General features: G+C 67.8%; 18 protein-coding genes. 3 read left to right on the forward strand and 15 right to left on the reverse strand.

Annotated elements, in window-relative coordinates; translation table 11 throughout:
- Positions 1 to 67 precede the first annotated feature (67 nt).
- The 7 genes from XAN126_RS0102390 to XAN126_RS0102420 all read right to left on the reverse strand — a co-directional run bounded on the left by XAN126_RS0102390 (position 68) and on the right by XAN126_RS0102420 (position 7,514).
- Positions 68 to 1,135 carry a hypothetical protein gene (locus XAN126_RS0102390; RefSeq protein ID WP_024277004.1) on the reverse strand — a complete coding sequence of 356 codons (1,068 nt, stop codon included), beginning with the start codon at positions 1,133 to 1,135 and terminating at the stop codon, positions 68 to 70.
- Complete coding sequence (locus XAN126_RS0102395) at positions 1,132 to 2,646, reverse strand: cytochrome c (protein ID WP_024277005.1); 1,515 nt, start codon at positions 2,644 to 2,646, stop codon at positions 1,132 to 1,134. The genes XAN126_RS0102390 and XAN126_RS0102395 overlap by 4 nt, the downstream gene beginning before the upstream one ends.
- Complete coding sequence (locus tag XAN126_RS0102400) at positions 2,646 to 3,062, reverse strand: hypothetical protein (protein WP_024277006.1); 417 nt, start codon at positions 3,060 to 3,062, stop codon at positions 2,646 to 2,648. Before XAN126_RS0102400 ends, XAN126_RS0102395 begins: the two co-directional genes overlap by 1 nt.
- 259 nt (positions 3,063 to 3,321) lie before the next feature.
- The gene (gene cydX, locus XAN126_RS27500) at positions 3,322 to 3,447 is read right to left on the reverse strand and encodes a cytochrome bd-I oxidase subunit CydX (protein WP_024277007.1); all 126 of its coding nucleotides are present in this window, start codon (positions 3,445 to 3,447) and stop codon (positions 3,322 to 3,324) included.
- A gap of 12 nt (positions 3,448 to 3,459) precedes the next feature.
- Positions 3,460 to 4,617 (reverse strand): cytochrome d ubiquinol oxidase subunit II, encoded by a 1,158-nt coding sequence (cydB, locus tag XAN126_RS0102410; protein WP_024277008.1) that lies wholly within the window; start codon positions 4,615 to 4,617, stop codon positions 3,460 to 3,462.
- Positions 4,618 to 4,622: 5 nt separating this feature from the next.
- Complete coding sequence (locus XAN126_RS0102415; RefSeq protein WP_024277009.1) at positions 4,623 to 6,200, reverse strand: cytochrome ubiquinol oxidase subunit I; 1,578 nt, start codon at positions 6,198 to 6,200, stop codon at positions 4,623 to 4,625.
- A gap of 102 nt (positions 6,201 to 6,302) precedes the next feature.
- On the reverse strand, positions 6,303 to 7,514 hold the full coding sequence (locus tag XAN126_RS0102420; protein WP_245272199.1) for a cytochrome c peroxidase: 1,212 nt from the start codon (positions 7,512 to 7,514) through the stop codon (positions 6,303 to 6,305).
- Between the two features lie 200 nt (positions 7,515 to 7,714).
- Between XAN126_RS0102420 and XAN126_RS0102425 the strand changes: the two genes are divergently transcribed.
- The gene (locus tag XAN126_RS0102425; RefSeq protein WP_029556640.1) at positions 7,715 to 8,200 is read left to right on the forward strand and encodes a DUF1269 domain-containing protein; all 486 of its coding nucleotides are present in this window, start codon (positions 7,715 to 7,717) and stop codon (positions 8,198 to 8,200) included.
- Positions 8,201 to 8,241: 41 nt separating this feature from the next.
- Here the strand turns inward: XAN126_RS0102425 and XAN126_RS0102430 are convergent, their stop codons facing one another.
- Entirely contained in the window at positions 8,242 to 9,177 is a 936-nt protein-coding gene (locus tag XAN126_RS0102430) for a helix-turn-helix domain-containing protein (protein WP_024277011.1), read from the reverse strand.
- Positions 9,178 to 9,264: 87 nt separating this feature from the next.
- On the opposite strand from XAN126_RS0102430, the gene XAN126_RS0102435 reads away from it, so the two are divergent.
- On the forward strand, positions 9,265 to 9,771 hold the full coding sequence (locus XAN126_RS0102435; protein ID WP_024277012.1) for an isochorismatase family protein: 507 nt from the start codon (positions 9,265 to 9,267) through the stop codon (positions 9,769 to 9,771).
- 32 nt (positions 9,772 to 9,803) lie between these two features.
- Here XAN126_RS0102435 and XAN126_RS0102440 read toward each other — a convergent pair whose 3' ends face one another.
- The 3 genes from XAN126_RS0102440 to XAN126_RS0102450 all read right to left on the reverse strand — a co-directional run bounded on the left by XAN126_RS0102440 (position 9,804) and on the right by XAN126_RS0102450 (position 14,482).
- Positions 9,804 to 10,508 carry a nitroreductase gene (locus XAN126_RS0102440; protein WP_024277013.1) on the reverse strand — a complete coding sequence of 235 codons (705 nt, stop codon included), beginning with the start codon at positions 10,506 to 10,508 and terminating at the stop codon, positions 9,804 to 9,806.
- Between the two features lie 226 nt (positions 10,509 to 10,734).
- Positions 10,735 to 13,167, reverse strand: a complete 2,433-nt coding sequence (locus XAN126_RS0102445; protein ID WP_024277014.1) for a TonB-dependent receptor — start codon at positions 13,165 to 13,167, stop codon at positions 10,735 to 10,737.
- A 526-nt stretch (positions 13,168 to 13,693) separates the two neighbouring features.
- Positions 13,694 to 14,482 carry an NAD(P)H-dependent oxidoreductase gene (locus XAN126_RS0102450; protein ID WP_024277015.1) on the reverse strand — a complete coding sequence of 263 codons (789 nt, stop codon included), beginning with the start codon at positions 14,480 to 14,482 and terminating at the stop codon, positions 13,694 to 13,696.
- A gap of 126 nt (positions 14,483 to 14,608) precedes the next feature.
- Between XAN126_RS0102450 and XAN126_RS0102455 the strand changes: the two genes are divergently transcribed.
- The gene (locus XAN126_RS0102455) at positions 14,609 to 15,520 is read left to right on the forward strand and encodes a LysR family transcriptional regulator (RefSeq protein WP_024277016.1); all 912 of its coding nucleotides are present in this window, start codon (positions 14,609 to 14,611) and stop codon (positions 15,518 to 15,520) included.
- A gap of 206 nt (positions 15,521 to 15,726) precedes the next feature.
- On the opposite strand, the gene XAN126_RS0102465 is transcribed toward XAN126_RS0102455, so the two are convergent.
- The 4 genes from XAN126_RS0102465 to XAN126_RS0102480 form a co-directional block, all read right to left on the reverse strand.
- Positions 15,727 to 17,442 (reverse strand): GMC oxidoreductase, encoded by a 1,716-nt coding sequence (locus XAN126_RS0102465; RefSeq protein ID WP_245272200.1) that lies wholly within the window; start codon positions 17,440 to 17,442, stop codon positions 15,727 to 15,729.
- Positions 17,442 to 18,905 carry an aldehyde dehydrogenase family protein gene (locus XAN126_RS0102470; protein WP_029876617.1) on the reverse strand — a complete coding sequence of 488 codons (1,464 nt, stop codon included), beginning with the start codon at positions 18,903 to 18,905 and terminating at the stop codon, positions 17,442 to 17,444. The genes XAN126_RS0102465 and XAN126_RS0102470 overlap by 1 nt, the downstream gene beginning before the upstream one ends.
- Before the next feature lie 35 nt (positions 18,906 to 18,940).
- Positions 18,941 to 20,659 carry a thiamine pyrophosphate-binding protein gene (locus XAN126_RS0102475; protein ID WP_024277019.1) on the reverse strand — a complete coding sequence of 573 codons (1,719 nt, stop codon included), beginning with the start codon at positions 20,657 to 20,659 and terminating at the stop codon, positions 18,941 to 18,943.
- Between the two features lie 90 nt (positions 20,660 to 20,749).
- The gene (locus XAN126_RS0102480) at positions 20,750 to 22,087 is read right to left on the reverse strand and encodes an MFS transporter (protein ID WP_024277020.1); all 1,338 of its coding nucleotides are present in this window, start codon (positions 22,085 to 22,087) and stop codon (positions 20,750 to 20,752) included.
- Between the last annotated feature and the right edge of the window lie 33 nt (positions 22,088 to 22,120).

The following is a 22,120-nucleotide window of genomic DNA, read 5'->3' on the forward strand; positions in this document are numbered from 1 at the left end:
CCCCGCCGGCACGCGAGGCAACGCGACCTTTCCGCCTCCGGGGAAGTCCGTACCCCGCGCGCCGAGATCATTTCACCGCCGCCGCCGTGGCGGACGCGGCCTGCCGGCGGGCCTCCTCGGCCTTGCGCGCGTACTCCAGCGTCTTGGCGCGGACCATCTCGCGATGCTCGCTCACCGCCGCCTCGCGATAGAGGTGCCGCCCGGCGCCCATCAGCACCACCACCACCAGCATCAGCGAGGCGGCGAGGCCGAACATGCGGCCGATGGCGCCGTCCGGCCCGCGGATCTCGCGGATCATCACCACGCACAGCGCCAGCGACACGAGGATGGAGAGGCCGAACAGGCCGAAAGCGCCGGCCTGCGAGCCGCTGGTGTGCGGCAGGGTGAAGAGCGCCACGGGGCCGACGAGGAACTGCGCCATGGTCGGCCAGAACGCCCAGCGATAGCCGAGGCGGATCAGCTCGGCCCGGCTGAAGCCGGTGTCCGCGATCTCCGCATCGCTCCGCCGGCGGAACAGCCAGACGAGGAAAAGCCCCACCATGGCCGGGCAGGCGAGCACGAAATGGGCGTAGCGCGGCAGCACGTTGGGCAAGGCGAGGGCGGAGAGGAAGCCATGCACCGTTCCCCATTTCTCGGGAAACAGCATCAGGTTGATGTTGGTGAGGAAGATCAGCGGGATGAACAGGAAGAGCAGGCACGCGACCCCGGAAATGGCGAGGTGCAGGGCCTTCATCCCCTCCATGCGGTGCCAGAGATATTTGTGGATGTAGGTGAGCACGAAGGCGATCACCACCAAGGGGATGATGGACACCCACAGCGCGCCGGTGAGCGCATTCGCGGTGTAGAAATAGACCGTATAGAGGGTGTTGATCGCCAGCAGCGGTCCCACGCCCAGCACCACCGCGATGCTCTTGTTGGCGGTGATGGTGGAGGCGATCTCATAGGCGAGGCGGTCGTAGCGCTTCTGCTTCAGCCCGCGCGTTTCATAGATGAAGGACAGCAAGGCCCCGCCCACCACGAAGTTCACGAAGGCGATGTGCATGAGGAAGAAGACGATCAGCACCGCCACCAGCACCGGCTCCGGCGCCGGCATGGGCAATGGGATGTCGTGGGGAACGGGAACGTTGGGGTTCATCGCGTGCTGGTCTCCCGCGTGAGGGGCGTTGCGGAGGCCTGGGTGAGGGGTGGAGCGCCGGTGAGGGCGGCGCGCAGCGTCGGTGTGATGACGGCGACGCCCGCCTGCTGGGCGCCGGGAATGGGCGCTGTGTTGTGCTGGAGGTGCTCGAGATAGGCGCCCATCAGCTCCAGCTCCCGCGCAGTGCCGGGGAAGGGCGGCATGAAGGGCTGGGCCTCGTGCATGTTCTCGATGTAGCCGGCGGTGAGTTCGCTCTTCCACGGCTGGTCGCCGAACATGCGTTGGAGATGGCCCGTGACTGAATTCACGCCGTGCCCGGTGTGGCAGCGGGAACAGGTGTTCATGAACACGTCCTTGCCCGCCTGGATGCGCGTCAGCAGCGCCGCGCGCTCAGGCGCGGCCAGCCCCTCGGGCAGGCCGGCTTTCTCGGCGTCGGTCAGCGGGTTGGAATAGGTGGCATAGGCGAGCACGCCGTCGCGCTGGAGCAGGGCGTAGTCGTCCACCCTGAAGCCGTTGGCGTACATGTAGCTGCCGATGACATAGGGCTTGCGGACGAATTCACGCACACGCTCGAAGTGTCCGGTCATCCACAGGATGGCGACGAACGGCACGATCAGGACGACGCGCGGCAGGAGCTGCGGCCGGGCGATGGCCCATTGTACCACCGCCAGGATGGCAACCACGGTGACCACCGCGATTTCCAGAAACTTCTGCTGCCATTCGGCGAATTGCAGGCTGGCCAGCGCCACGCCGAAATTCTCGCGCATGGCCTCCGGCACGACCGCGTAGTACCAGAGCCCGCCGGCCAGAACGAGCGGCGCCGCCACCAGCGTCCAGACCGCGATGGCCCGGAGCGCCGTCGCCCGGAAGGGATCGTCCCGCTTCACGAAGAAGGGCACGAGGAACATGGCGATGACACCCGCCATGGCAGCCGCCAGCGGCGTGCGGAAGGCGAGCTGCGGCAGGTAGACGGGATTGGTGAAGCCGCTCCACAGGGTGTGCTCGGAGAGCCAGTTCCCCGGGTCCATCATGAAGCCGAGGATGGAGACGATGATGGCCATCGTCACCCATGAGAAGAAGGCCAGCGCGAAGCCGAGGCGGATGTGGCGCACCTTGGCGGCGCCCGTGGCCCATTTCTTCCAGGTGAGCGTATAGGCGAGGATCAGGCAGACCTCGGTGATGAACACCAGCCATTCCACGAACCACGCCCAGAAGAAGACGCGGATGAGGCTGGCGATGGAATAGGGGTTCACCAGTGACACCGACAGCCAGATGCCGACGCCGGTCAGCGCGCCGACCGTGGTGGTGATGAGGAAAGCGAAGAACAGGATGCGGTAGGCGAGCTTGTCCCAGCGCGCGTCGCCACGCTTGTGCCCATACCATTCCATGGCCGCCACGAGGGGCATGAGGCCCACCGCGAGGCCGTGATTGATGAGCACGTGCAGGATGGCGATGGTGGCGATGAGGCCGCGATTGCCGAGGATGTCGAGATGGAAGACGGGAAAGTCCATCAGGCCCTCGCGGCTTCGCTCGTGTCATCGCCGCCATCGCTCGCGCCCAGTGCCAGCAGCGCGAATTCGATGGTGAACAGCACGAGGCCCATGGTGTGGGCGAAGCTGCCGGGGGCATGGCCCACGACGAGGATGATGGCGAGCGCGGCGAGCGCAGCGGCGATGGCCGGCGGCGCGAGCATCACGGCGAGATCGTAGGGGTGCAGGGTCAGCGGGTTCCCGTCCATGCGCCGCAGGGCCCGGACCAGGATCGCGGCCGCGCACAGGAGAACGGCGGCACCGCCGACGAAACGGAACAGGTCGGCAGAGCCGAGCAGGATCAGGATGGCGGTGAGCAGCAGGGCATTCACCACCGTGAGCCGGTCGGGCCGGGCGGCAAGCCAAGCCCCCAGCCTGGAAAGAGCATGGGCGATCATTGTTGGTCCGTCGTGCTGTGTTCGCGGATGGCCCACTATGGTGAGGCCGCGGCAGGGCACGATTGGACAAACGGTCCAAGCCGACGAAGCTTCGATGTGCTCCGGGCACGTGGAAAGAAAGAAGAAGTGGAACGGCAGAAAAAGCAGCGGCCGGCGCCGGACATCTTCAGTCCGGCACCGGCCTCTAACTCTAAGAAAGAGAACGCGTTATCCGATCTGATTGCGAGGCAATCAGATCGGCGCGTGCTCTGGCGATGGTCTATTTCTGACCGGATTTGCTCGCGAGCGTGCGGGCGCGGTCGTCCATCAGCTCAAACCACATGGCGTTGAGCACGGCGAAGGCGGCGGCCAGGGGCAGGCCGAGGAGCCAGGCGAAGTACCACATCTTTGAGCTCCCTCAGTAAGCGTGGCCGGAACTATCGGCGATGGCCTTCGCATCCACCTTGCCCCACAGCACGCGGTAGACCCACGTGGTGTAGGCGATGATGACGGGCACGAAGATCACGGCGCAGACCAGCATGATGAACAAGGTGAGATGGCTGGAAGAAGCATCCCACACGGTGAGGCTCGACCGCGGGTCGATGGAGGACGGCAGGATGAAGGGGAACATGGAGAGCCCCACCGTCGAGATGATGCCGAAGATGGCGAGCGCGCTCGCGAGGATCGCGCCGATCTCCCGCCGCGCGCGCAGCGCCGCGAAGGACGCCAGCGCGCCGACGATGCCGAGGAGCGGTCCGGCGATGATCCACGGCCGCGCCCCATAGTTGGCGAACCAGGCGTGGGGCGAAAGCTCCGCCGCCTTGGCCAGCGGATTGGAGGGGCCGTCCTTGGCGATTTCGCCGACGATCCGGTAGCCGCTGACGCCGAAATAGAGCCAGACCCCGCCGAGGACGAAGAGCAGGACGGTTGCGAGCGCCGCCCCGCTGCCGATGGTGCGGGCCCGTGCCTCCACCTCGCCCTCCGTCTTCAGCACCAGCCAGTTGGCCCCGTGCATCACCAGCATGGCGACGCTCAGCAGCCCGCACAGCAAGCCGTAGGGGTTCAAGAGCTCGATGAGGGTGGTGCCGTCATAGAAGATGCGCAGCTCGTCGTTGAGGTGGAAGGGCACGCCCTGCAGCACGTTGCCCACGGCGACACCCATGACCAGCGCCGGCACCAGCCCGCCCACGAACAGCGCCCAGTCCCACGCCGAGCGCCAGGCCATGCTCTCGCGCTTTGAGCGATACTTGAAGCCCACGGGCCGCAGGATCAGCGCGAAGAGGATGGCGAACATGGCAAGGTAGAAGCCGGAGAAGGACACCGCATAGAGCGGCGGCCAGGCGGCGAAGATGGCTCCGCCGCCGAGGATGAGCCACACCTGGTTGCCCTCCCAGACCGGGCCGACGGTGTTGATGACAACGCGCCGTTCCAGATCGGTACGGGCCACGAAGGGCAGCAGCATGCCGGTGCCGAGATCGAACCCGTCCATGATGGCGAAGCCGATGAGCAGCACGCCGAGCAGCAGCCACCAGATGACGCGCAGCGCGTCGTAGTCGATGAGGGTGTGAAGGATCATGGCAGTCACTCCGCGGCGGCGAATGCGGGGGGAATGAGCCGGGCCTCGGGGGCTTCGTCCGGCTCCGGTCCCTTGCGGATGGCGCGAACCATCAGCGTCATCTCGACGACGATCAGCACCGTGTAGATGGCGGCGAAGCCGGCGAGCGTCGCCAGAACCGTCCCGGCGCCGAGGCTGGAAACCGCGGCGGCGGTGGGCAGCACGCCCTCGATGATCCAGGGTTGGCGGCCCACCTCGGCCACCACCCACCCCAGCTCCGCCGCGATCCACGGCAGCGGGATGGCGCAGACCGCGATCCAGAGCAGCGTGCGGCTGCGGTCCAGACGGCGCCGGGCCGACAGGTAGAAGAGGAGCGCGGTGAAGGCGATGAAGAAGAAGCCGAGCCCCACCATCACCCGGAAGGACCAGAACAGGGTCGGCACGCTCGGCACCGTGTCCCAGGCGGCTTGGTTCACCTGGGCGGCGGTCGCCTTGCGCGGGTCATCCACATAGCGCTTCAGCAGGAGGGCGTAGCCGAGGTTGCCGCCATTGTCCTCGAAGGCCTGCTTCACCGCGGGTGCGATGGCCGCGCTGCTGCCGGCGGCGCGGATCTGCTGCAGGGCGTCGAAGGCGACGATGCCGCTTTTGATGCGGGTTTCGGCATGGCCGACCAGTTCCTCGATGCCGGGAATCTGCGTCGTCAGCGTGCGTGTGGCGATGAGGCCCAGCACCCACGGCACGCGCACCGCAAAGCGCGTCTCGCGCGCCTGCTGGTCCGGCAGGCCGACGATGGTGAAGCCGGCCGGCGCGGGCTCGGTCTCCCACATGGCCTCGATGGCGGCGAGCTTCATCTTCTGGTGCTCGCCGTCGAGATAGCCGCTCTCGTCGCCCAGCACGACCACGGACAGGGACGCGGCAAGGCCGAAGGAGGCCGCCACCGTCATGGACCGCTTCGCAAGGTCGGTGTGGCGCCCCTTCAGCAGATACCAGGCGGAGACGCCGAGCACGAAGAAGGAGGCCGTGACATAGCCCGCCGAGACGGTGTGCACGAACTTCGCCTGCGCCACCGGATTGAACAGCACGGCATAGAAATCGGTGACTTCCATGCGCATGGTCTGCGGGTTGAAGGCCGAGCCGGTGGGGTTCTGCATCCAGCCGTTGGCGATGAGGATCCAGAGCGCGGAGAGGTTCGAGCCCAGCGCAACGGCATAGGTGGTGACGAGGTGCCCCACCTTCGACAGCCTGTCCCAGCCGAAGAAGAACAGGCCGACGAAGGTCGCCTCCAGGAAAAAGGCCATCAGGCCTTCAATGGCGAGCGGCGCGCCGAAGATGTCGCCCACATAGTGGCTGTAATAGCTCCAGTTCATGCCGAACTGGAATTCCATGACGATGCCGGTGGCCACCCCCAGCACGAAGTTGATGCCGAACAGCGTGCCCCAGAACTTGGTCATCTGGCGCCAGATGGGCCGACCGGTCATCACATAGACCGTCTCCATGATGGCGAGCAGGACCGAGAGGCCGAGCGTCAGCGGCACGAAGAGAAAATGGTAGAGCGCGGTCACAGCGAACTGCAACCGCGAGAGGTCGACGGTATCGAGGATCATGGGATCTGCCGGGACGGTCCGGTCTCCTTGTCTCTGGCTGCGCCCTGCGGCGCGACCGGATTGATTTCGGATGGGTCGACATGGGGCAGATCTCGTTTGCGCTCATGGCGTGAGCAGCGGCTCGTAGCGCGCGTCCGTGAGCGTCTTCAGGAAGGCGACGAGCGCGTCGATGCGCTTGTCGTCGAGGGCAGGCGCGTCCAGAAGCTCCTTGCGGGAGATCGTGCTGCCGACCTCCGGGGGCGCGAAGGGGCGGCCGGTCTCGGGGTCGATGCGGCGTGCGTCCGATTTGGTGACATAGCTGTTGTAGAAGAGGATGACGGTGCGCAGGTCCTTGAACACGCCGTTGTGCATGTAGGGGCCGGTGACAGCGACATTGCGCAGGGTCGGGACCTTGAACCGGCCATCCTGCCGGCGGTTCTTCAGATGCCGGCCGGCACGCAGGCCGTGATCGGTGGGCGCGCGCAGATCGGGGTTCGCCGGCACGCCGATATTGTGGAACTGGTAGTTGGAGAAGGTTTCGTGGCCGCCCCCCTGCGGCTCGATCTGGTGGCAGAGGTGGCAATTGGTGAACTGGGTGGAGAAGAACAGGACACGCCCCAGTTCTTCCTGATCCGTCATCTTGTATTCGCCGCGCAGGGAGCGGTCATATCTCGAATCGAAGGGCGAAACCTCCGCGCTGCGCTCATAGGCGGCCAGCGCCTCGGTCAGCGCGGCGAAGGCGCGGGTGTCGTTGGCGAGGACATCAGCACCGAACAGCCGGCCGAAGGCCTCCCCATAGGCCGGCTTCTCCTTCAGCCGCGCCACCACGCTCGCCTTGCTCGGCATCGCCATCTCGACGGGGTTGAGCAGCGGTCCTCCGGCCTGCGCCTCCAGCGTATCGGCGCGGCCGTCCAGAAACTGGCCGCCGACATAGCGGCCCTGCTCGTCCCTGTGGAAGCGCGGCGCGGAGGCCGCGTAGCTCACCGTGGGCGCATTGCGCACGCCGTGCGCGTGTCCGTCCGAGCCGACGGAGACGGCGCCGCTGGCAGCGTCTTTCCGCGAGTCGGCGAAGCCGTGCGCCGGATCATGGCAGGTGGCGCAGGACTGGTTGCGTCCTGCGGAGAGGTCGGGATCGGAGAACAGCATCGCGCCCAGCGCGCTGCGTTCGGCATCGGACGCGGCCACGCCGGGACGGGGCGAAGCGAGCGCGATCAGGAGCCCTGCGGCTGCGGTGACGACGACTCGTCCCGCGCGGTGCTGCCTCGATCTTCCTGACATGGCCTCGGCGTCCATTCGCACCCAGACCTTGTCGCCGTGTTGCGGTGCGGCAGCCATTGGACAAAACGTCCACAGCAGCGCCCTGTCGCCGCATCGAGGCTGCCCCCCACCGCTCTGGTCTGTGACGCCCTTGCGACGGCGGGTCGGTTTTCGTGGCGGGTTTGGCTGTCCAAGGGGGTTGCGCATCGGCGCGACTTGGCCTGTAGAGAGGGCGGCGGGCGCGAAGCGATGCCTGTCGACGGGAGCTGGAGACCAAGATGGCCGACCTCATCATCATTGCCTATGATTCCGAGGCCAAGGCGGAGGCCGCGCGGCAGGAGCTGCTCAAGCTCCAGAAGGAATATCTGATCGAGCTCGGCGACGCGGTGGTGGCGGTACGTCAGGAAGACGGTTCGATCAAGCTGCACCAGATGATCAACACCACCGTCGCGGGCGCCGCTTCGGGCGGCCTGTGGGGCGGGCTCGTCGGCCTGCTGTTCCTCAACCCGCTGCTCGGCATGGCCATCGGTGCCGGTGCGGGCGCGCTCGCCGGCAAGTTCACCGATGTCGGCATCAATGACGACTTCATCAAGCAGGCCAGCTCCGCCCTCGGCCCGAACCAGGCGGCGCTGTGCGTGCTGGTGGGCAAGGTGACGGCCGATAAGGTGGTGGCCGACATGGCGCAGTTCGGCGGTACCGTGCTGCAGACCAGCCTCTCCAAGGAGCAGGAAGAAAAGCTCCAGGCTGCGCTCAAGGGCGCCTGAGGCTACGGAAAAAGGGCGCCGTCCGAACGGGTGGCGCCCGCCTAATCCAGCCGCTGCCGCGCCAGCCATTGGCGCGGAGTGGTGCCGAGTTCCGTGCGGAATGCGTTCCGCAGGGCCTGCGCGTCGGCAAAACCGCAGCGCTGGGCGATGGCGTCGAGGCCGCGGACGCCCGAGGCCAGAAGGTCCTGCGCCTGCGCCAGCCGGGCCCGCTTCAGCCAGTCGCCGAGGCTGCCGCCGGTGCGTGCGCAGATGTGGCGGGTGAGGCTGCGCCGGCTCATGCCCATGTGGACGGCGAGATCGTCCAGTGCGGGCGTCTGCGCGGGATCGGCCCGCAGGCTTTCCAGCAGATCGGTCACTTTCTTGTCGGCGGGAGTGGCGATGGTCGGCCGCGCGATGATCTGCGGCTGCGCGCCGGCCCGCTGCGGTGCAACCACGAGATGGCGCGCCACCCGGTTCGCCTCGCCCACGCCGGAGAGCCGCGCCATGAGGTGCAGGCAGCAATCGAGACCCGCCGCGATTCCGGCCGAGGTCAGGATCTGGCCTTCGTCCACGAACAGCGCCCCGGCATCCACCCGAACCTCGGGATAGCGCACTGCGAAGGCGTGCGCCCGCGCCCAGTGAGTGGTGGCACGCCGTCCGTCGAGGAGGCCGGCCTGCGCCAGCCCGAAGGCGCCGAGGCACAGGCCCACCACCAGCGCACCGCGCGCCTCCGCCGCCTTCAGCTCGGTGACCAGGGCCTCCTGCACTGGCTCGTCCGCATTCCGCCAGCCGGGCAGGATGACCACGTCCGCCGTGCGGGCGGCGGACAAGGGGTGCGGCGCCTCGATCACGAGGCCGCCAGTGGCGGACAGGCGGGGCGCTTGCGCGCACACATCGACGCTGTGGCCGCCGGCGAGGAAGGGCTCGCCGAACACCGCGAGCGGCGTGGACAGCATGAAGGGGCTGATGCCGTCATAAGCGAGGATGGCAAGGCGCATTGGCCCGATTTATATCATTCTTGTCCATCAGGCCACTGATCGCGAGTCCGGCGCGGCTCTAGAAGGGGGCATTCGCAGGAGCACGACATGAGCCGCACCCTTCTCGTCATCGACATCCAGCAGGATTATTTCCCCGGCGGCGTGCTGCCGCTCTGGCAGGCGGAGGAGACCGAGGCGCGTATCGTCACCGCCATCGGCAAGGCGCGGGCGGCCGGCGACCGCATCGTGCTGGTGCGCCATGTCTCCACCGCGCCGAAGGGCCTGTTCGCGGCGGACGGGCCGGGCATCGCCATCCGTCCGGCGATCCTTGCCGCGGCGGGGGATGCGCCCGTCGTCACCAAGCGCTTCGCCGATGCCTTCCAGGAGACGGACCTTGCCGCGCAGCTCGCCGGCACGGACGAGCTTCTCGTGTGCGGAATGATGACGCAGAATTGCGTGGTCTTCACCGCCTTGTCGCGGGATGCGGACGGCTTTTCGGTGAAGGTGATCGGCGACCTGTGCACCGCCCCCATCGAGATCGTTCACCGCATCGCCCTCAACGCCATCGGCTCCAAGACGACGCTCGTCACGGCGGTGGACGCCGGGCTCGCCTGAGCCGGCGGGCGGGTGCGGCCGGCCCGCTCCATTCAGGCGAGGGTGTCGACAAAGTGTGCGAAATTCTCCAGCGGCTCGCGCACCGTTTCGAAATTGTTCTCCAGCGCAGTGAGGTCGGCATGGCCGAGAGCCATGCCGCAGATCACCATTTCGGTGTCGGGGATGGCGAGGCGCTGCGCGATCAAGGTGCTGTAGAGCATGAAGGCAGCCTGCGGGCAGGTGTGGAGGCCAAGACCGCGCGCCGCGATCATGATGTTCTGGAGGAACATGCCGTAATCGAGCCAGGAGCCCGCTTCCATGTCGCGGTCGATGGTGAAGATGAGGCCCACCGGCGCATCGAAGAACAGGAAATTGCGGGCATGCTGCTCCCGCATGCGGCCCGTGTCGGTCTTGCCGATACCGAGCGCGCCGTAGAGGTCCCAGCCCACCTTGCGGCGGCGGGCGAGATAGGGCTCGCGCCATTTGCGGGGGTAGTAAGCATATTCCTCGGCGCCGCGATCCCCGGAAAGGGAGAGCGCGTGCAGCTCGGCCGTCAGCGCGACGAGGGGCGCGCCGCGCAGCACCCGCACGCGCCAGGGCTGAATGTTGGAGCCCGAGGGCGCGCGGGCGGCAAGCTCCAGGATGCGCGCGACGGTCTCGTCTTCCACCGGGGTCGGCAGGAAGGCGCGGATGGAACGGCGCGAGCGGATCGCCTCCTCGATCGAGAGGGGCGGGGTGGATTCGGCGGGAGGGGTCATCGGGCAGAGATCACCGGCAATGAACAGGCCCGGATGGGCGGCGCGGAAGGTAGCGCGTGGACGGAGGTCATTGAAGGGGAGAACGCCCGAGGAGAGAGACAGGGGGCGGACCCGGTATGCGCCCCGGGTCCGCCCTGAGAGCGGCGATCGAAGAGCCCCCGCGCCCGTCCGATCGCCCGATCACGCAGATGAAGCGCACGCCCGCCGCCAGCAGGCGCGCCGCCGGTTAGAAGGTCGCCTTCAGGCCCGCATAAGCGGAGAAGGGCTGGCCCGGCGACTGCATCTGCGGATTGTTGAGGCCGAGATATTCCGTGTCGAAGAAGGTGCCGTAGGTGGCGTAACGGGCATTGAACAGGTTGTTGATGTAGCCGAACACCTGGATGTTGTCCGTCACCTGATAGGACGTGTGGAGATTTGCCACCCAGTATCCGGGCAGCATAGGCGCCTGATTGGCGTCGTCGCCCACATAATACTGGCTGGAGACGGCAATCACATCGCCGCCCAGCTTCCACTTCGGCGTCACCATGTAGTCGAGGCCGAGCTTGAGGGTCTGCGTGGGGATGCCGGGGATGGTGTCGCCCGGCGTCACCAGCACCTGCCCGTCGGTGGCATAGGGGTTGTTGGGCGAGGCGAGATAGCCGGTGAACTGGTAGGTGGCGTTCAGATAGGCGTAGTTGGCGTAGAACTTCCACGGCCCGTTCACATATTGCATCTCCGCCTCGAAGCCCTCGCGACGGGTGGCGGGCACGTTGGTGTAATAGCCGTAGCCGGTCTGCTGGCTGGCGAGGGAGACGATGTCGTCGTCGCTGTCTACGCGATAGATGCCGAGCTTCCAGTTCACCTTGCCGCCGAACAGTATGCTGTTGCCGCGCAGGCCCGCCTCGTAGGTGTGGGAAACCACCTGGTTGAGCGGCGGATCCGCCACCAGCGAATTTTCCAAGAGGCATGGCCGGTTGGGGTCGGCGCAGTTCAGCTCCAGCGGAGTCGGGGCGCGGTTGGATTCCGAATAGCCGCCATAAAGGGTGGCTTCCGGCGTGAGCTTGTAGGTGAGGCCGATGAGTGGGTTGATGCGGGCAAAGGTGTAGTCGCCGTTGAGCTGCGGGCTCGATCCGGTGGCGTCCTGCATGGATATCTGCGCGATGTTGAGGCGCGCGCCCATGGTCAGGGTCGCCCGGTCGGTCATGTCGAAGGCGTTGGTGGCGTAGAGGCCGTAATAACGAGTGCTCGCATTGAGGTTCACCGGCAGATAGAAGACCTGATATTGGTCCTGCAGGGAGTAGTCCGGAATGTTCTTCAGGTAGATGCCGGTGCCCACCACCTGCAGGGTGTTGGTGTTGGTGATGCCCAGCTCCGAATTGGAGCGGAAATTGATGTCGCTGGAATCGACGCTGGCGCCCACGACGAAGTAATTGTCATGGCCCATCAGCTTGTCGGTGCTGGTGGCCTGCACCGAGCCGCCATAGGTGGTGGTGTCGGTCCAGGTGCGGTTGATGATGCCGTAGAGCTGGTTGGCGCCGAGGGCGGTGAAGGGGATGGTGTTGCCATTCTGGTCGTAGAGGACCATCTGGCTGCGGAATGCCGCATAGGTGGGGTTGGTCACCGGATTGCCGCCGCCGGTCGGGCCGCTGAACTGGTCCTCCTCCAGGCACATCTTGGTGTTGCCGACGCCCGGATTCCACTTGTTGGAGCAGGCTTCCAGATCGGCGTCGTTGCCGTCCACGTGCGACTGGCTGAACTTGCGGGCATAGAGGTTGCCTTGCAATTGCCAGGTATCGGTAAGGTCATACTTGCCATTCAGGGCCAGCATGCCGACGTTGTTCTCGGTGGTCTGCGGCCAGGTGTAGATGGAGTTCCAGTTCTGGTTCAGCATCTCCACCGGGGTCGGGCCGACCACGCCGAGATTGGTGGTGGCTGCGCTGGCCACGAGGTGGACTTCGGTCTTGTCGTTCTTCCAGCCGAGGTCGCCGTAGAAGCGGGCGAGGTCGGACGGCGATTGCAGGCGCCAGCCGTCGGAATGCACGGCATCCGCCGCGACGTAGACGCCGAAGCCGTCCTTCTCGCCGCCATACTGGATGTTGCCGCCGATCTGCCCGTAGGACCCGCCCTGAATGCTGCCTTCGAAGCCGTGATAATTGAAGCCGTTCTTCATCTGGATGGAGACGGCGCCGCCCAGCGCGTTGAGGCCGAAGGCGGGATTGTTGGAGAACACCTCGGCGCGGCTGATGGCGACCTCGGGGATGAGGTCCCAGTTCACCGTGTCGCCGAAGGCCTCGTTGAGGCGGATGCCGTTCTGGTAGACGGCGATGCCCTGCGGCGTGCCCTGGAGCGGGGAGGCCGCGAAGCCGCGGTAGCGGAAATCCTGGAAGAAGGCGTTGCCCTGCACGTCGGACGTGTTGGCGCTGGGCGTGTACTGGAACAGGCCGTCGGTTACGGCGAAGGAGTTCAGCCGATCGAACTGGTCGGCGCCGATGATGGTGACGGCGCCGGGCACCTTGTCGGCATCGATGCCGGTGCCGGAGAGCGGGGTGGTGGCGACCACCTCCACCGTGCCGAGCTGGAGGGTGCTGGACGAATCATTCTGCTCCTGCGCGAGCGCCGGGAAGGCCGCCAGCAGCGCAACCGGCACGGCTGCGGCGGAAAGACCGAGCGCGATGGCCATGGCGCGCCGCGAGGCGCCTGCCGAGGCCGTCCTGCCGGCTGTCGAGTGTCTGGGCGCAACGCGGCGGGAAGCCACCCGCTGCGAATGTGCGCTCCGTGAGGCCCCGCTCTCGCGCTCCCCGTGCATCGCCCGCCCCTTTCAGCCCTCGTCCGACCGGGGCCGTTTTTTTGGCGGTGTGACGTCGCCGCGATGACCCGCGCCGGGCGCCGGGAACCGTGTGGGTCGTCACACCAGAATTCTTCCACGATGAAACCATAAGCGCGCCCGAAGTGCCGTCAATCGGCCGCGCGGCTGAGAATCCTCTTAGGATTTCAAGGTGTGTCTTCTAGGGAACGCTGCCAGGGAAAACGGGAAGATTCGGCAAAGAAAAACCGGGAACATTTGGCAATGCAGGCCGGCCCGGCCCGTTCGTCCCATCTTCAACGACTATAGGCCGGGCCGACAACGCTTGTCCCGTTCGATTCTTCTGCGCGGTCTGCGAGCGTGAACGACTGGCGGGGCGGGAAAAAGCCGGCCCCGCTCCGCGTCAGCCGGCGTCAGTCTCCGCCACATGGGCGACGATCCCCGTCCGGCCCGGCGCCACATGGTCGGCCATGGTGTGCCGGTCGGGGAAATCGCCGCCGTTCTGGGCGCGGAAGGGGATGGGCGTGTCCGTGAACAGCCCGCCGAGCCGCTGTCGCCAGGCGGCCTTCGCCCCCTCCACCTGCTCGGCGCTGGTGAAGCGCCCCGCACCGTAGGCGGCGTGGACGGGCAGCACCTCCATGCCCGGATAGAACAGGGCGCCGTGGGTGAGGGGAAACAGCAACTGGTCGATGGGGCCATTGATGCCGCGCGGGCCGTAATCGGCGGCGGGGCCGCCCGTCAGCACGTTCACCAGCGCCCGCTTGCCCTTCAGGATGCCCTCGCCGTAGCGGTGCTCGTTGGTGCCGTTGCTGTAGCCATAGGCGAAGCCGAAGGCGTAGACGCGCTCGATCCAGCCCTTGAGGATGGCGGGGACGCCATACCACCAGAGCGGAAACTGCAGAATCACGGCATCGGCGGCGAGGAGCTTGTCCTGCTCCGCCACCACATCGGGCGTCTGCCGGCCTGTGGCATAAGCGTGGCCCGATTCGGCGACGAAGGAGAGCCGCTCCGGATTGGCGCGGCTCGGGAAGTCGTCGGCATCGAACACCGCCTTCCAGCGCATGCCGTAGAGATCGGACATGAGAATGCGGTGGCCCTCGGCGGCGAGCGTCTCCACCGTCACGTCCACCAGCTGACGGGTGACGGAGGCAGGCTCCGGATGAGCGAAGACCACGAGAACTGTCTTGGACATGACTGAAAACTCCCAGGCGCCCGCTGCGGCCGGAGCCGGCCGGATCCGCGCGGGGGCGACGCTTCGAAGCTAGGTTGCGTCGTGCTATCTATGAAATCGCATCTCTTCTGAGTTGGCATAATCAAGATGGATACCAGTCGCCTCGACCTCAACCTTCTGGTCACGCTGGAGGCGCTGCTCGCCGAGCGGAACGTGACGCGGGCGGCGGCGCGGCTGCATCTCAGCCAACCGGCGGTGAGCGCACAACTCGCCCGCCTGCGTGACCTGTTCGACGATCCGCTGCTGGTGCCGGCCCGGCGCGGCATGACGCCCACCGCCAAGGCGCTGGAACTCGCCGGCCCGCTCCGTGCCGCGCTGGACCAGTTGCGCGCCACGCTGGAGGCCCGCGACTTCGATCCTGCGACGGCGGACCTGACCGTCACCATCGCCTGCTCGGACTATATCCAGGCCGCGGTCGTGATGCCGCTGGTGGTGGCGCTGCGGGCGCGGGCACCGGGCGTGCGGGTGGCGGTGCGTCATCTGATGCCCGATCTGATCGAGCAGCAGCTGGCCTCCGGCGAGACCGACCTCGTGCTCACCACGCCCCAGCCGGCCCAGGCGCATCTGCGCGCGCAGCACCTGTTCGCGGAGACCTATGTGCTGATCGGCCGGCGCGGCCATCCGCGCCTGCGGCGTGGACTGTCCATCGAAGCCTATGCCGAGCTGGAGCACGTGATCGTGTCGCCCAGCGGCGGCCATTTCCGCACTCCCGTGGACGAGGGCCTCGCCGCTTTGGGCCACCGGCGCAAAGTCGTGATGTCGGCCGCCTCGTTCCTGTTCATTCCGGAGATCGTCGCCGCGAGCGACCTGGTAGCGCTGGTGCCTCGCCGCCTGCTGCGCGATCCGCCCGCGCGGCTGGTGATGATCGATGTACCGTGGCTTGCCGAGGGGTTCGAGGTGGGCCTCATCTGGCACGAACGCACCCACGGCCATGCCGGCCAGCGCTGGCTACGCGCCCTCATCGCCGAGGTCGCCGGCGCGGCGCCGTTCGCACCCTAGGTGCGCCCGTCGCCGAAACGCTCGGGGCCTACACCAATGCGGAGCTCCATTATCTGCAGACCACCGGCTTCCTACTGGACCCGGAGGGCAGGGTGCTGAACGCCGTCTATTCCAGCGGGCCCATCGGCCGGCTGGTGGCCGAGGACGTGATCGGCATGGTCGCCTACCTCAAATCCAAGGGCTGAGGTGCCGCTGCCCGCGCCGCATCAGGCGCGGGCGAGGCCGGCGGCGATCTTCTCGGCGATCATCAGCACCGGGATGTTGGTGTTGGCGGAGGGCAGGCGCGGCATGGCGGAGGCGTCCGCCACATAGAGGTTCTCGCTGCCGATGACCCGGCCGGAAGGATCGAGCACCGCCTCAGGGTCGTCCGGCGCGCCGAGGCGGCAGGTGCCGCTGGCGTGCCAGACGCCGAAGGTGCTCGATCGCACGAACGCCTCCAGCCGCGCCTCGTCCGCGACGATCTCCGCCAGCGACACCCCGCCGGACATGAAGCGCTTCAGCGCAGTCTGGCGCAGCGCCGCCGGCACGTCGAGCAGCGCGCCCAGCGCCTCGGCGAGAAGCGCGTTGGTGCGGGTCACGCGGCTGAGGCGCTTCACGAAGGGCGAGAAGGCGGCGGGAAAGACATCTCCCGCATCCGGGTTCAGCGCCTCGCAGACGAGGAGGGAGAAGAGGGTGCGCACGCCCGCCTTCATCCGCGCGAGGTCGCTGGGGTCGTCGAGCAGGTTGAGGTCGGCCTGCGGATAGGCGCGCGGATCGGCCGAGACGAGGCGCACGGAGCCGCTGGACTTCGGCCGGTTGCACCACAGGAAATAGAGCCCCAGCCGCCGGCCGAGACCGTGCCAGCCCGCCCGTGCCGAGGCGGTGGCGTAGAGGTCCGAGGCTTCGCCCCCGTCCACGCCGGAGGAGAACCGCAGGGCGGCGAAGCTGGCCCGGCGATAGGACATGGGCAGGCGCAGCCGCTCCGGCAGATACTGGCAGAAGGTGAGGGTGGGATGGTCGCGCAGGTTCCGCCCCACAGCGGGCCGGTGGATGACGACCGGAAGCCCCAGCGCCGCCAGCGCCACCCCGTCGCCGATGCCGGCGCGCATGAGGATGGCCGGCGTCTGCAACGCCCCCGCCGTCACCACCACGCGGCCCGCGGCAACCTCGGTCACGACGCCGTCCCGCTCCACCTGGACGCCGGCGGCACGGGCGCCGTCCATCCTGAGGCGCAGCACCTGCGTGCGCGGCCAGATCGCAAGGTTCGGCCGGGCGCGGGTGGCGGCGTCGAGATAGCCGATGGCGGCGGAGACACGGCGGTCGTTCTCGTTGTTGAAGGCGGGCGGAAACACCCCGTCCTCGAACTCCCCGTTCTGGTCCAGCCGGCGCGGCAGCCCACTCGCCGCGAACGCCGACGTCGCGGCCTCGGCAAAGGGCGGCCAGCCGGGCGGCAGGATGCGGCGGATGGGGATGGGGCCATCCCTGCCGTGCAGCGGTCCGTCGCAATCCAGATCGCGCTCAAGCTTGATGAAAAAGGGCAGCACGTCGTCCCAGCCCCAGCCGGCGGCGCCGAGGGCAGCCCATTCGTCATAGTCGCGCGGCAGGCCGCGATTGGCGGACTGAACATTGATGCTGGAGCCGCCGCCCATGACGCGGCCCTGCTCATAGGCGCGCGACCCGCGCGTGCCATCCGGTCGGTGGGCGGTGAAGGCGGAGAGGCCGGGCCAGACGAAGCGGTCGCCGTGGAACAGGCCCATGGGGTAGCTGTCGGCGATGGCGTCGGGCACGGCGCCGGGGGGCGTATCCTCCCCCGCCTCGATCAGCAGGACGCTGTGGGCGGGGTCGGCCGAGAGCCGGTTCGCCATGACGCAGCCGGCGGAGCCGCCGCCCACGATCACCGTGTCGAAGAACGGCATGTCGGGAATGGGAGCGCGGGCGGGCATCAGACCATCCCGGCCTCCTGATAGATGTGCTTGATCTCCATGAAGTCGATCAGCGCATCATAGCCATGCAGCCGGCCGAGGCCGCTCCGGCGGTAGCCGCCGGTCTCGGCTTCCGCGAACAGCTTGTTGTGTTCGTTGATCCACACCGTGCCGTTGCGCAGCGCCCGCGCCACCCGCATGGCCCGCGCGCCGTCGCGGGTCCACACGCTGGCGGAAAGGCCATAGTCCGTATGGTTGGCGCGCGTCACGGCGTCCTTCTCGTCGGCGAAGCGCTCGATGACCACCAGCGGGCCGAAAATCTCCTCCTGCACGAAGAAGGCGCCGGTGTCGGCGTGGGCCAGCAGCGTGGGGGAGAGGAAGGCGCCTTTCTCCAGCGCGCCGCCCGGCCGGCTGCCGGCGAGCACCACCTCGTCGGCGAGCGCCATGGCCTCCTCCGTCTTGCGCTCCACCTGCGCGCGGGAGGCTTCATCGATGAGCGGGCCCATCTGGCTGCCCTCGGCCGCGCCGGGGGCGATCTTCAGGCTGGCGAGGGCGCCCTTCAGCGCCGCCTTCATCTCGTTGAAGCGGCTCTCGTGGACGAGGATGCGCCGGGCCGCCGTACATTGCTGGCCGGCGACGATGGTGGCCGCCGCCGCGAGCTTCGGCGCCACGGCCTCCACGTCCGCATCCTCGAACACGAGGCAGCAGGACTTGCCGCCCAGCTCCAGCGACAGTTTCTTCATGGTGGGCGCCGCATCGGCCATGATGCGCGCGCCGGTGGCGTTGGAGCCGGTGAAGGAGATGACATCCACCTCCGGCGAGGACACCAGCGTGCGCGCCACGTCGTGCCCCGTCTCGGTGACGAGGTTGAGGACGCCGCGCGGCAGGCCCTCCACCTCCGCCAGTGTGCGCAGGATTTCGGCGGTGACGAGGGCGGTCTGGGCCGCGGGTTTCACCACCGCCGTGCAGCCGGCGGCGAGCGCCGGGGTGAGCGCGCGGATGAGCAGCACGGCCGGCGCGTTCCACGGGATGATGAGGCCGGCGACGCCCGCCGGCTCCTTCAGAAGCGTCGAGAAGGCGCCCGGCTCCACCTCGAACACATGGCCGGGGATGTAGCGCGTGATGCCCGCATAATAGCGGATTTCCGAGATGGAGCCCGCGATCTCCCCGCGCGACTGGGCGAGGGGCTTGCCGTTCTCGGCGGTGAGCAGGCGGGCGAGGTCTTCCGCCCTTCTCTCCATGGCGTCTGCCCAGCGCAGCATCACCATCTGCCGCAGGCGCGGGGCCTGCGACCACTCCGGCCGCTCGAAGGCCCGCCGTGCGGCGGCGATGGCCGCCTCGGCGTCCGCCGCCCCGCTCGCCGGGAAATGGCCGAGCACGGCGCCGGTGGCGGGATCGAAGCTCGGCGCGGTCTCACCGGAGAGCGCGCCTTGCCAGATGCCGTCGATGAGATTCTGCGCCGCGAGTGGGGCGATGGCGTTCATTTGTCCTCCCGGCCGTCCGCGACGGCCTTTTCAGATCAGCCGTGTCCCGCTTTCAGCGCCGCCTCGCGGAGGGCGGTCAGCGTGGTCGAGGGGGTGATGGCCTCGGGGTCGATGACGAGTTCGAGGAGCGCCGGCTTCCTGTGCTCGGCGGCGAAGGCGCGGGCGCGGGCGAAGGCATCGGCGAAGGCCGCCGTCTCCTCCACCTTCTCGCCGAACGCGCCATAGGCGCGGGCGAGCGCCGGAAAGTCCGGATTCTCCAGCGTCGTCGCGTAGACGCGGCCGGGATATTCTCGCTCCTGATGGGCGCGGATGGAGCCGTACATATTGTTGTTGACCACCAGCACCAGCACGCCGGCCTTGTACTGGCAGGCGGTGGCGAGCTCCTGTCCGCTCATGAGGAAGCAGCCGTCGCCGGCGAAGCAGATCACCTCGCGCGCGGGGTGGTGGAGCTTGGCCGAGATGGCCGCCGGCAGGCCGTAGCCCATGGCGCCGGAGGTGGGGGCGAGCTGGGTGCGGAAGCCGCCGTAGCGGTGGAACTTGTGCACCCAGATGGCATAGTTGCCGGCGCCATTGGCGAGGATGGCGTCCTTCGGCAGCACGTCGCGCAGATGCATCATCACCGCGCCGAGGTCGAGCCGGCCGGGCATGGGGCCGGGGACCTGATCGGCTTCATAGGCGGTGCGCGCGGCCTTCACCTCGTCGCTCCACGGTGTGCGGGCGCGCCTGCCGGTGGGGCCCTTGGGCTTGAGGGCCGCAGCGGCGGCGGCGAACTCCGGCATTCCGGCATTGATGGGCAGGTCCGCCTGATAGACCCGGCCCAGCTCGTTCGGGTCCGCGTGCACATGCACGAAGCGCTGCGCCGGGCGCGGCAGGTCGAACAAAGTGTAGCCGTTGGTCGTCGTCTCCCCGAGCCGTCCGCCCACCGCGATGATGAGGTCGGCATTGCGGATGCGGGCGACGAGCGCCTTGCTCGGACCAAGGCCGGCATGGCCGATATAATTGGGGTGAGTGTTGTCGAGGATGTCCTGACGCCGGAAGCCCGCCGCCACCGGCAGGTCGAACGCCTCCACGAAATGCGTGAAGTCGCGGCAGGCGGCTTTCGTCCAGCCGCCGCCCCCGACCAGAACGAGGGGCCGTGCGCTCTCGCCGATCATGGCGGCGAGCCGCGCCATGTCCTCGGCGCCGGGATGGGCGGCGACGCGGCGATAGGCTTGCGCATCCCCCGTCTCGCAGTCGTCGGCGAGCACGTCCTCGGGCAGCGCCACCACCACCGGGCCGGGGCGGCCGGAGGTCGCCACGTGGAAGGCGCGGGAGACCAGCTCGGGGATGCGCTCGGGGCGGTCGATCTCCACCACCCATTTGGCCATGCCGCCGAACATGGCGGGATAGTCCACCTCCTGCCACGCCTCGCGCTGGCGCATGTGCGAGCCCACCTGCCCGACGAACAGGATCATCGGCGTGGAATCCTGCGCGGCGGTGTGGACGCCGATGGCCGCATGGCTCGCGCCGGGGCCGCGGGTGACGAAGCAGATGCCGGGCTTCGCGGTGAGCTTGCCGTAGGCCTCCGCCATGTTGGCGGCGCCGGCCTCGTGGCGGGTGACGATGGTCTGGATGGCCCGGTCCGCCCCGCCGAGGGCGTCGATGGCGGCGAGGAAGCTCTCGCCGGGCACGCAGAACACGCGTTCGACACCGTGGATCTTCAGCGCCTCTACCAGGATTTCGCCGCCGGAGCGCAAGGTCTTCGTATTCGCCATGGTCCTGCCCGTGTCTCGTCTTGCCCGGCACGACCGGGCGGGCGAGAGCCGCGCCGGTCGCGCGACTCTCTGGTTTGAGGGAGGCTCAGCCTAGCGGAAATTGCCCTTGGTTTCCGGGATGATGAGCGTACCCACAAGGTAAAGCGCGAACACCGCGACGGCGAAGATGGAGAGCGACACGGGCAGGTCCGACGGCGTCGCGCTCGCCAGCGAGACGAAGGTGGGCATCATGCCTCCGATGGCGAAGCCGATGTTCCACGACAGGCCCGTTCCCGAGGCGCGCATGGCGGTGGGGAAGCGCTCGTTGAGGAAGATCAGCACCGGCGCGTAGCCCGCATTGCCCATGAAGGCGATGCCCAGCGCATAGAGCACGATGGTGGACATGTCCGTCGCCTTCGCCATGCCGAGATAGAAGGTCGGCAGGAGGATGATGGCGGCGACGCCCACCAGCATGAAGGTCTTCTTGCGGCCGATGATGTCGCTGAGCGCGCCCACCAGCACCGCGGAGATGAGGGCAGAGACCGAGCAGGCCATCAGGATGTAGGACGAGGTCTGGTTCGGCAGCTGGTTGATGAGCTTCAGGAAGGTCGGCATGTAGCCGGAGGTGAGGTAATAGCCCGCGCCGCCGCCGATGGTGATGAGCAGGTTCACCAGCAGCACGTTGCGGTATCCGCTCGCGAACAGGGCCTTGAGCGGCGTCTGGCTTGCGGCGCCCGCGGCCTTCTTCGCCGCCTTCTGCTTCTGCATCTCCTTCCAGTAGGGAGATTCTTCCAGATTCCTGAAGATGAACCAGCCGAGGAAGGAGGAGAGCAGGCCGGAGAAGAACATCACCCGCCAGCCGGTCTCGGCGAAGGCCTCGCCCGGGAACAAAGTGGAGGTGACGAGGAAGACGATGGAGGCGAGCAGCGCACCGATGCCCGCGCCGCCGCCGCCCACGAGGCCGGACATGAGGCCGCGCCAGTTGGCCGGCACCGATTCCGTGCCGATGGTGTGGGTAGAGGCCACCACGCCGCCCACGAACACGCCCTGCACGAGGCGCAGCAGCAGGAAGATGACGGGGGCGATGGCGCCCACCTGGTGTATGGTGGGCAGCAGGCCGAAGGCGGCGGTGGAGAGGCCGACGCCGGTGATGGCCACCAGCATGGCGCCCTTGCGGCCGTGCACGTCCGCATAATGGCCGAACAGGGCCGAGCCGATGGGCCGCATCAGCAGCGTCACCGCGAACGAGGCATAGACCGCCGCCAGCGACCACGTGGGATGGGTGGAGGGGAAGAACAACTGCCCCACCACCGGCGCCACATAGAGCAGGATGAACAGGTCGAACAAATCGAGCGACCAGCCGAGCACGGATGCGATGATCGCGCTGTTGCGCTGGCGGCTCCCCACCGCCATGGCGGCAGGGGCGACGGGTATATCTTGAGTGGACATTGTTGTTTCCTCCCGGCCCCTGAAGGGCATGTT

It is taken from the genome of Xanthobacter sp. 126 (assembly GCF_000526175.1).
Classification (GTDB): Bacteria; Pseudomonadota; Alphaproteobacteria; order Rhizobiales; family Xanthobacteraceae; genus Xanthobacter; species Xanthobacter aminoxidans.

What these genes read in the sequence shown, in the direction of transcription:
- XAN126_RS0102390 (WP_024277004.1), bottom strand. Translation starts at nt 1,135, where the DNA reads ATGAACCCCAACGTTCCCGTTCCCCACGACATCCCATTGCCCATGCCG.
- XAN126_RS0102395 (WP_024277005.1), bottom strand. Translation starts at nt 2,646, where the DNA reads ATGGACTTTCCCGTCTTCCATCTCGACATCCTCGGCAATCGCGGCCTC.
- XAN126_RS0102400 (WP_024277006.1), bottom strand. Translation starts at nt 3,062, where the DNA reads ATGATCGCCCATGCTCTTTCCAGGCTGGGGGCTTGGCTTGCCGCCCGG.
- cydX (WP_024277007.1), bottom strand. Translation starts at nt 3,447, where the DNA reads ATGTGGTACTTCGCCTGGCTCCTCGGCCTGCCCCTGGCCGCCGCCTTC.
- cydB (WP_024277008.1), bottom strand. Translation starts at nt 4,617, where the DNA reads ATGATCCTTCACACCCTCATCGACTACGACGCGCTGCGCGTCATCTGG.
- XAN126_RS0102415 (WP_024277009.1), bottom strand. Translation starts at nt 6,200, where the DNA reads ATGATCCTCGATACCGTCGACCTCTCGCGGTTGCAGTTCGCTGTGACC.
- XAN126_RS0102420 (WP_245272199.1), bottom strand. Translation starts at nt 7,514, where the DNA reads ATGGCTGCCGCACCGCAACACGGCGACAAGGTCTGGGTGCGAATGGAC.
- XAN126_RS0102425 (WP_029556640.1), top strand. Translation starts at nt 7,715, where the DNA reads ATGGCCGACCTCATCATCATTGCCTATGATTCCGAGGCCAAGGCGGAG.
- XAN126_RS0102430 (WP_024277011.1), bottom strand. Translation starts at nt 9,177, where the DNA reads ATGCGCCTTGCCATCCTCGCTTATGACGGCATCAGCCCCTTCATGCTG.
- XAN126_RS0102435 (WP_024277012.1), top strand. Translation starts at nt 9,265, where the DNA reads ATGAGCCGCACCCTTCTCGTCATCGACATCCAGCAGGATTATTTCCCC.
- XAN126_RS0102440 (WP_024277013.1), bottom strand. Translation starts at nt 10,508, where the DNA reads ATGACCCCTCCCGCCGAATCCACCCCGCCCCTCTCGATCGAGGAGGCG.
- XAN126_RS0102445 (WP_024277014.1), bottom strand. Translation starts at nt 13,167, where the DNA reads ATGGCCATCGCGCTCGGTCTTTCCGCCGCAGCCGTGCCGGTTGCGCTG.
- XAN126_RS0102450 (WP_024277015.1), bottom strand. Translation starts at nt 14,482, where the DNA reads ATGTCCAAGACAGTTCTCGTGGTCTTCGCTCATCCGGAGCCTGCCTCC.
- XAN126_RS0102455 (WP_024277016.1), top strand. Translation starts at nt 14,609, where the DNA reads ATGGATACCAGTCGCCTCGACCTCAACCTTCTGGTCACGCTGGAGGCG.
- XAN126_RS0102465 (WP_245272200.1), bottom strand. Translation starts at nt 17,442, where the DNA reads ATGCCCGCCCGCGCTCCCATTCCCGACATGCCGTTCTTCGACACGGTG.
- XAN126_RS0102470 (WP_029876617.1), bottom strand. Translation starts at nt 18,905, where the DNA reads ATGAACGCCATCGCCCCACTCGCGGCGCAGAATCTCATCGACGGCATC.
- XAN126_RS0102475 (WP_024277019.1), bottom strand. Translation starts at nt 20,659, where the DNA reads ATGGCGAATACGAAGACCTTGCGCTCCGGCGGCGAAATCCTGGTAGAG.
- XAN126_RS0102480 (WP_024277020.1), bottom strand. Translation starts at nt 22,087, where the DNA reads ATGTCCACTCAAGATATACCCGTCGCCCCTGCCGCCATGGCGGTGGGG.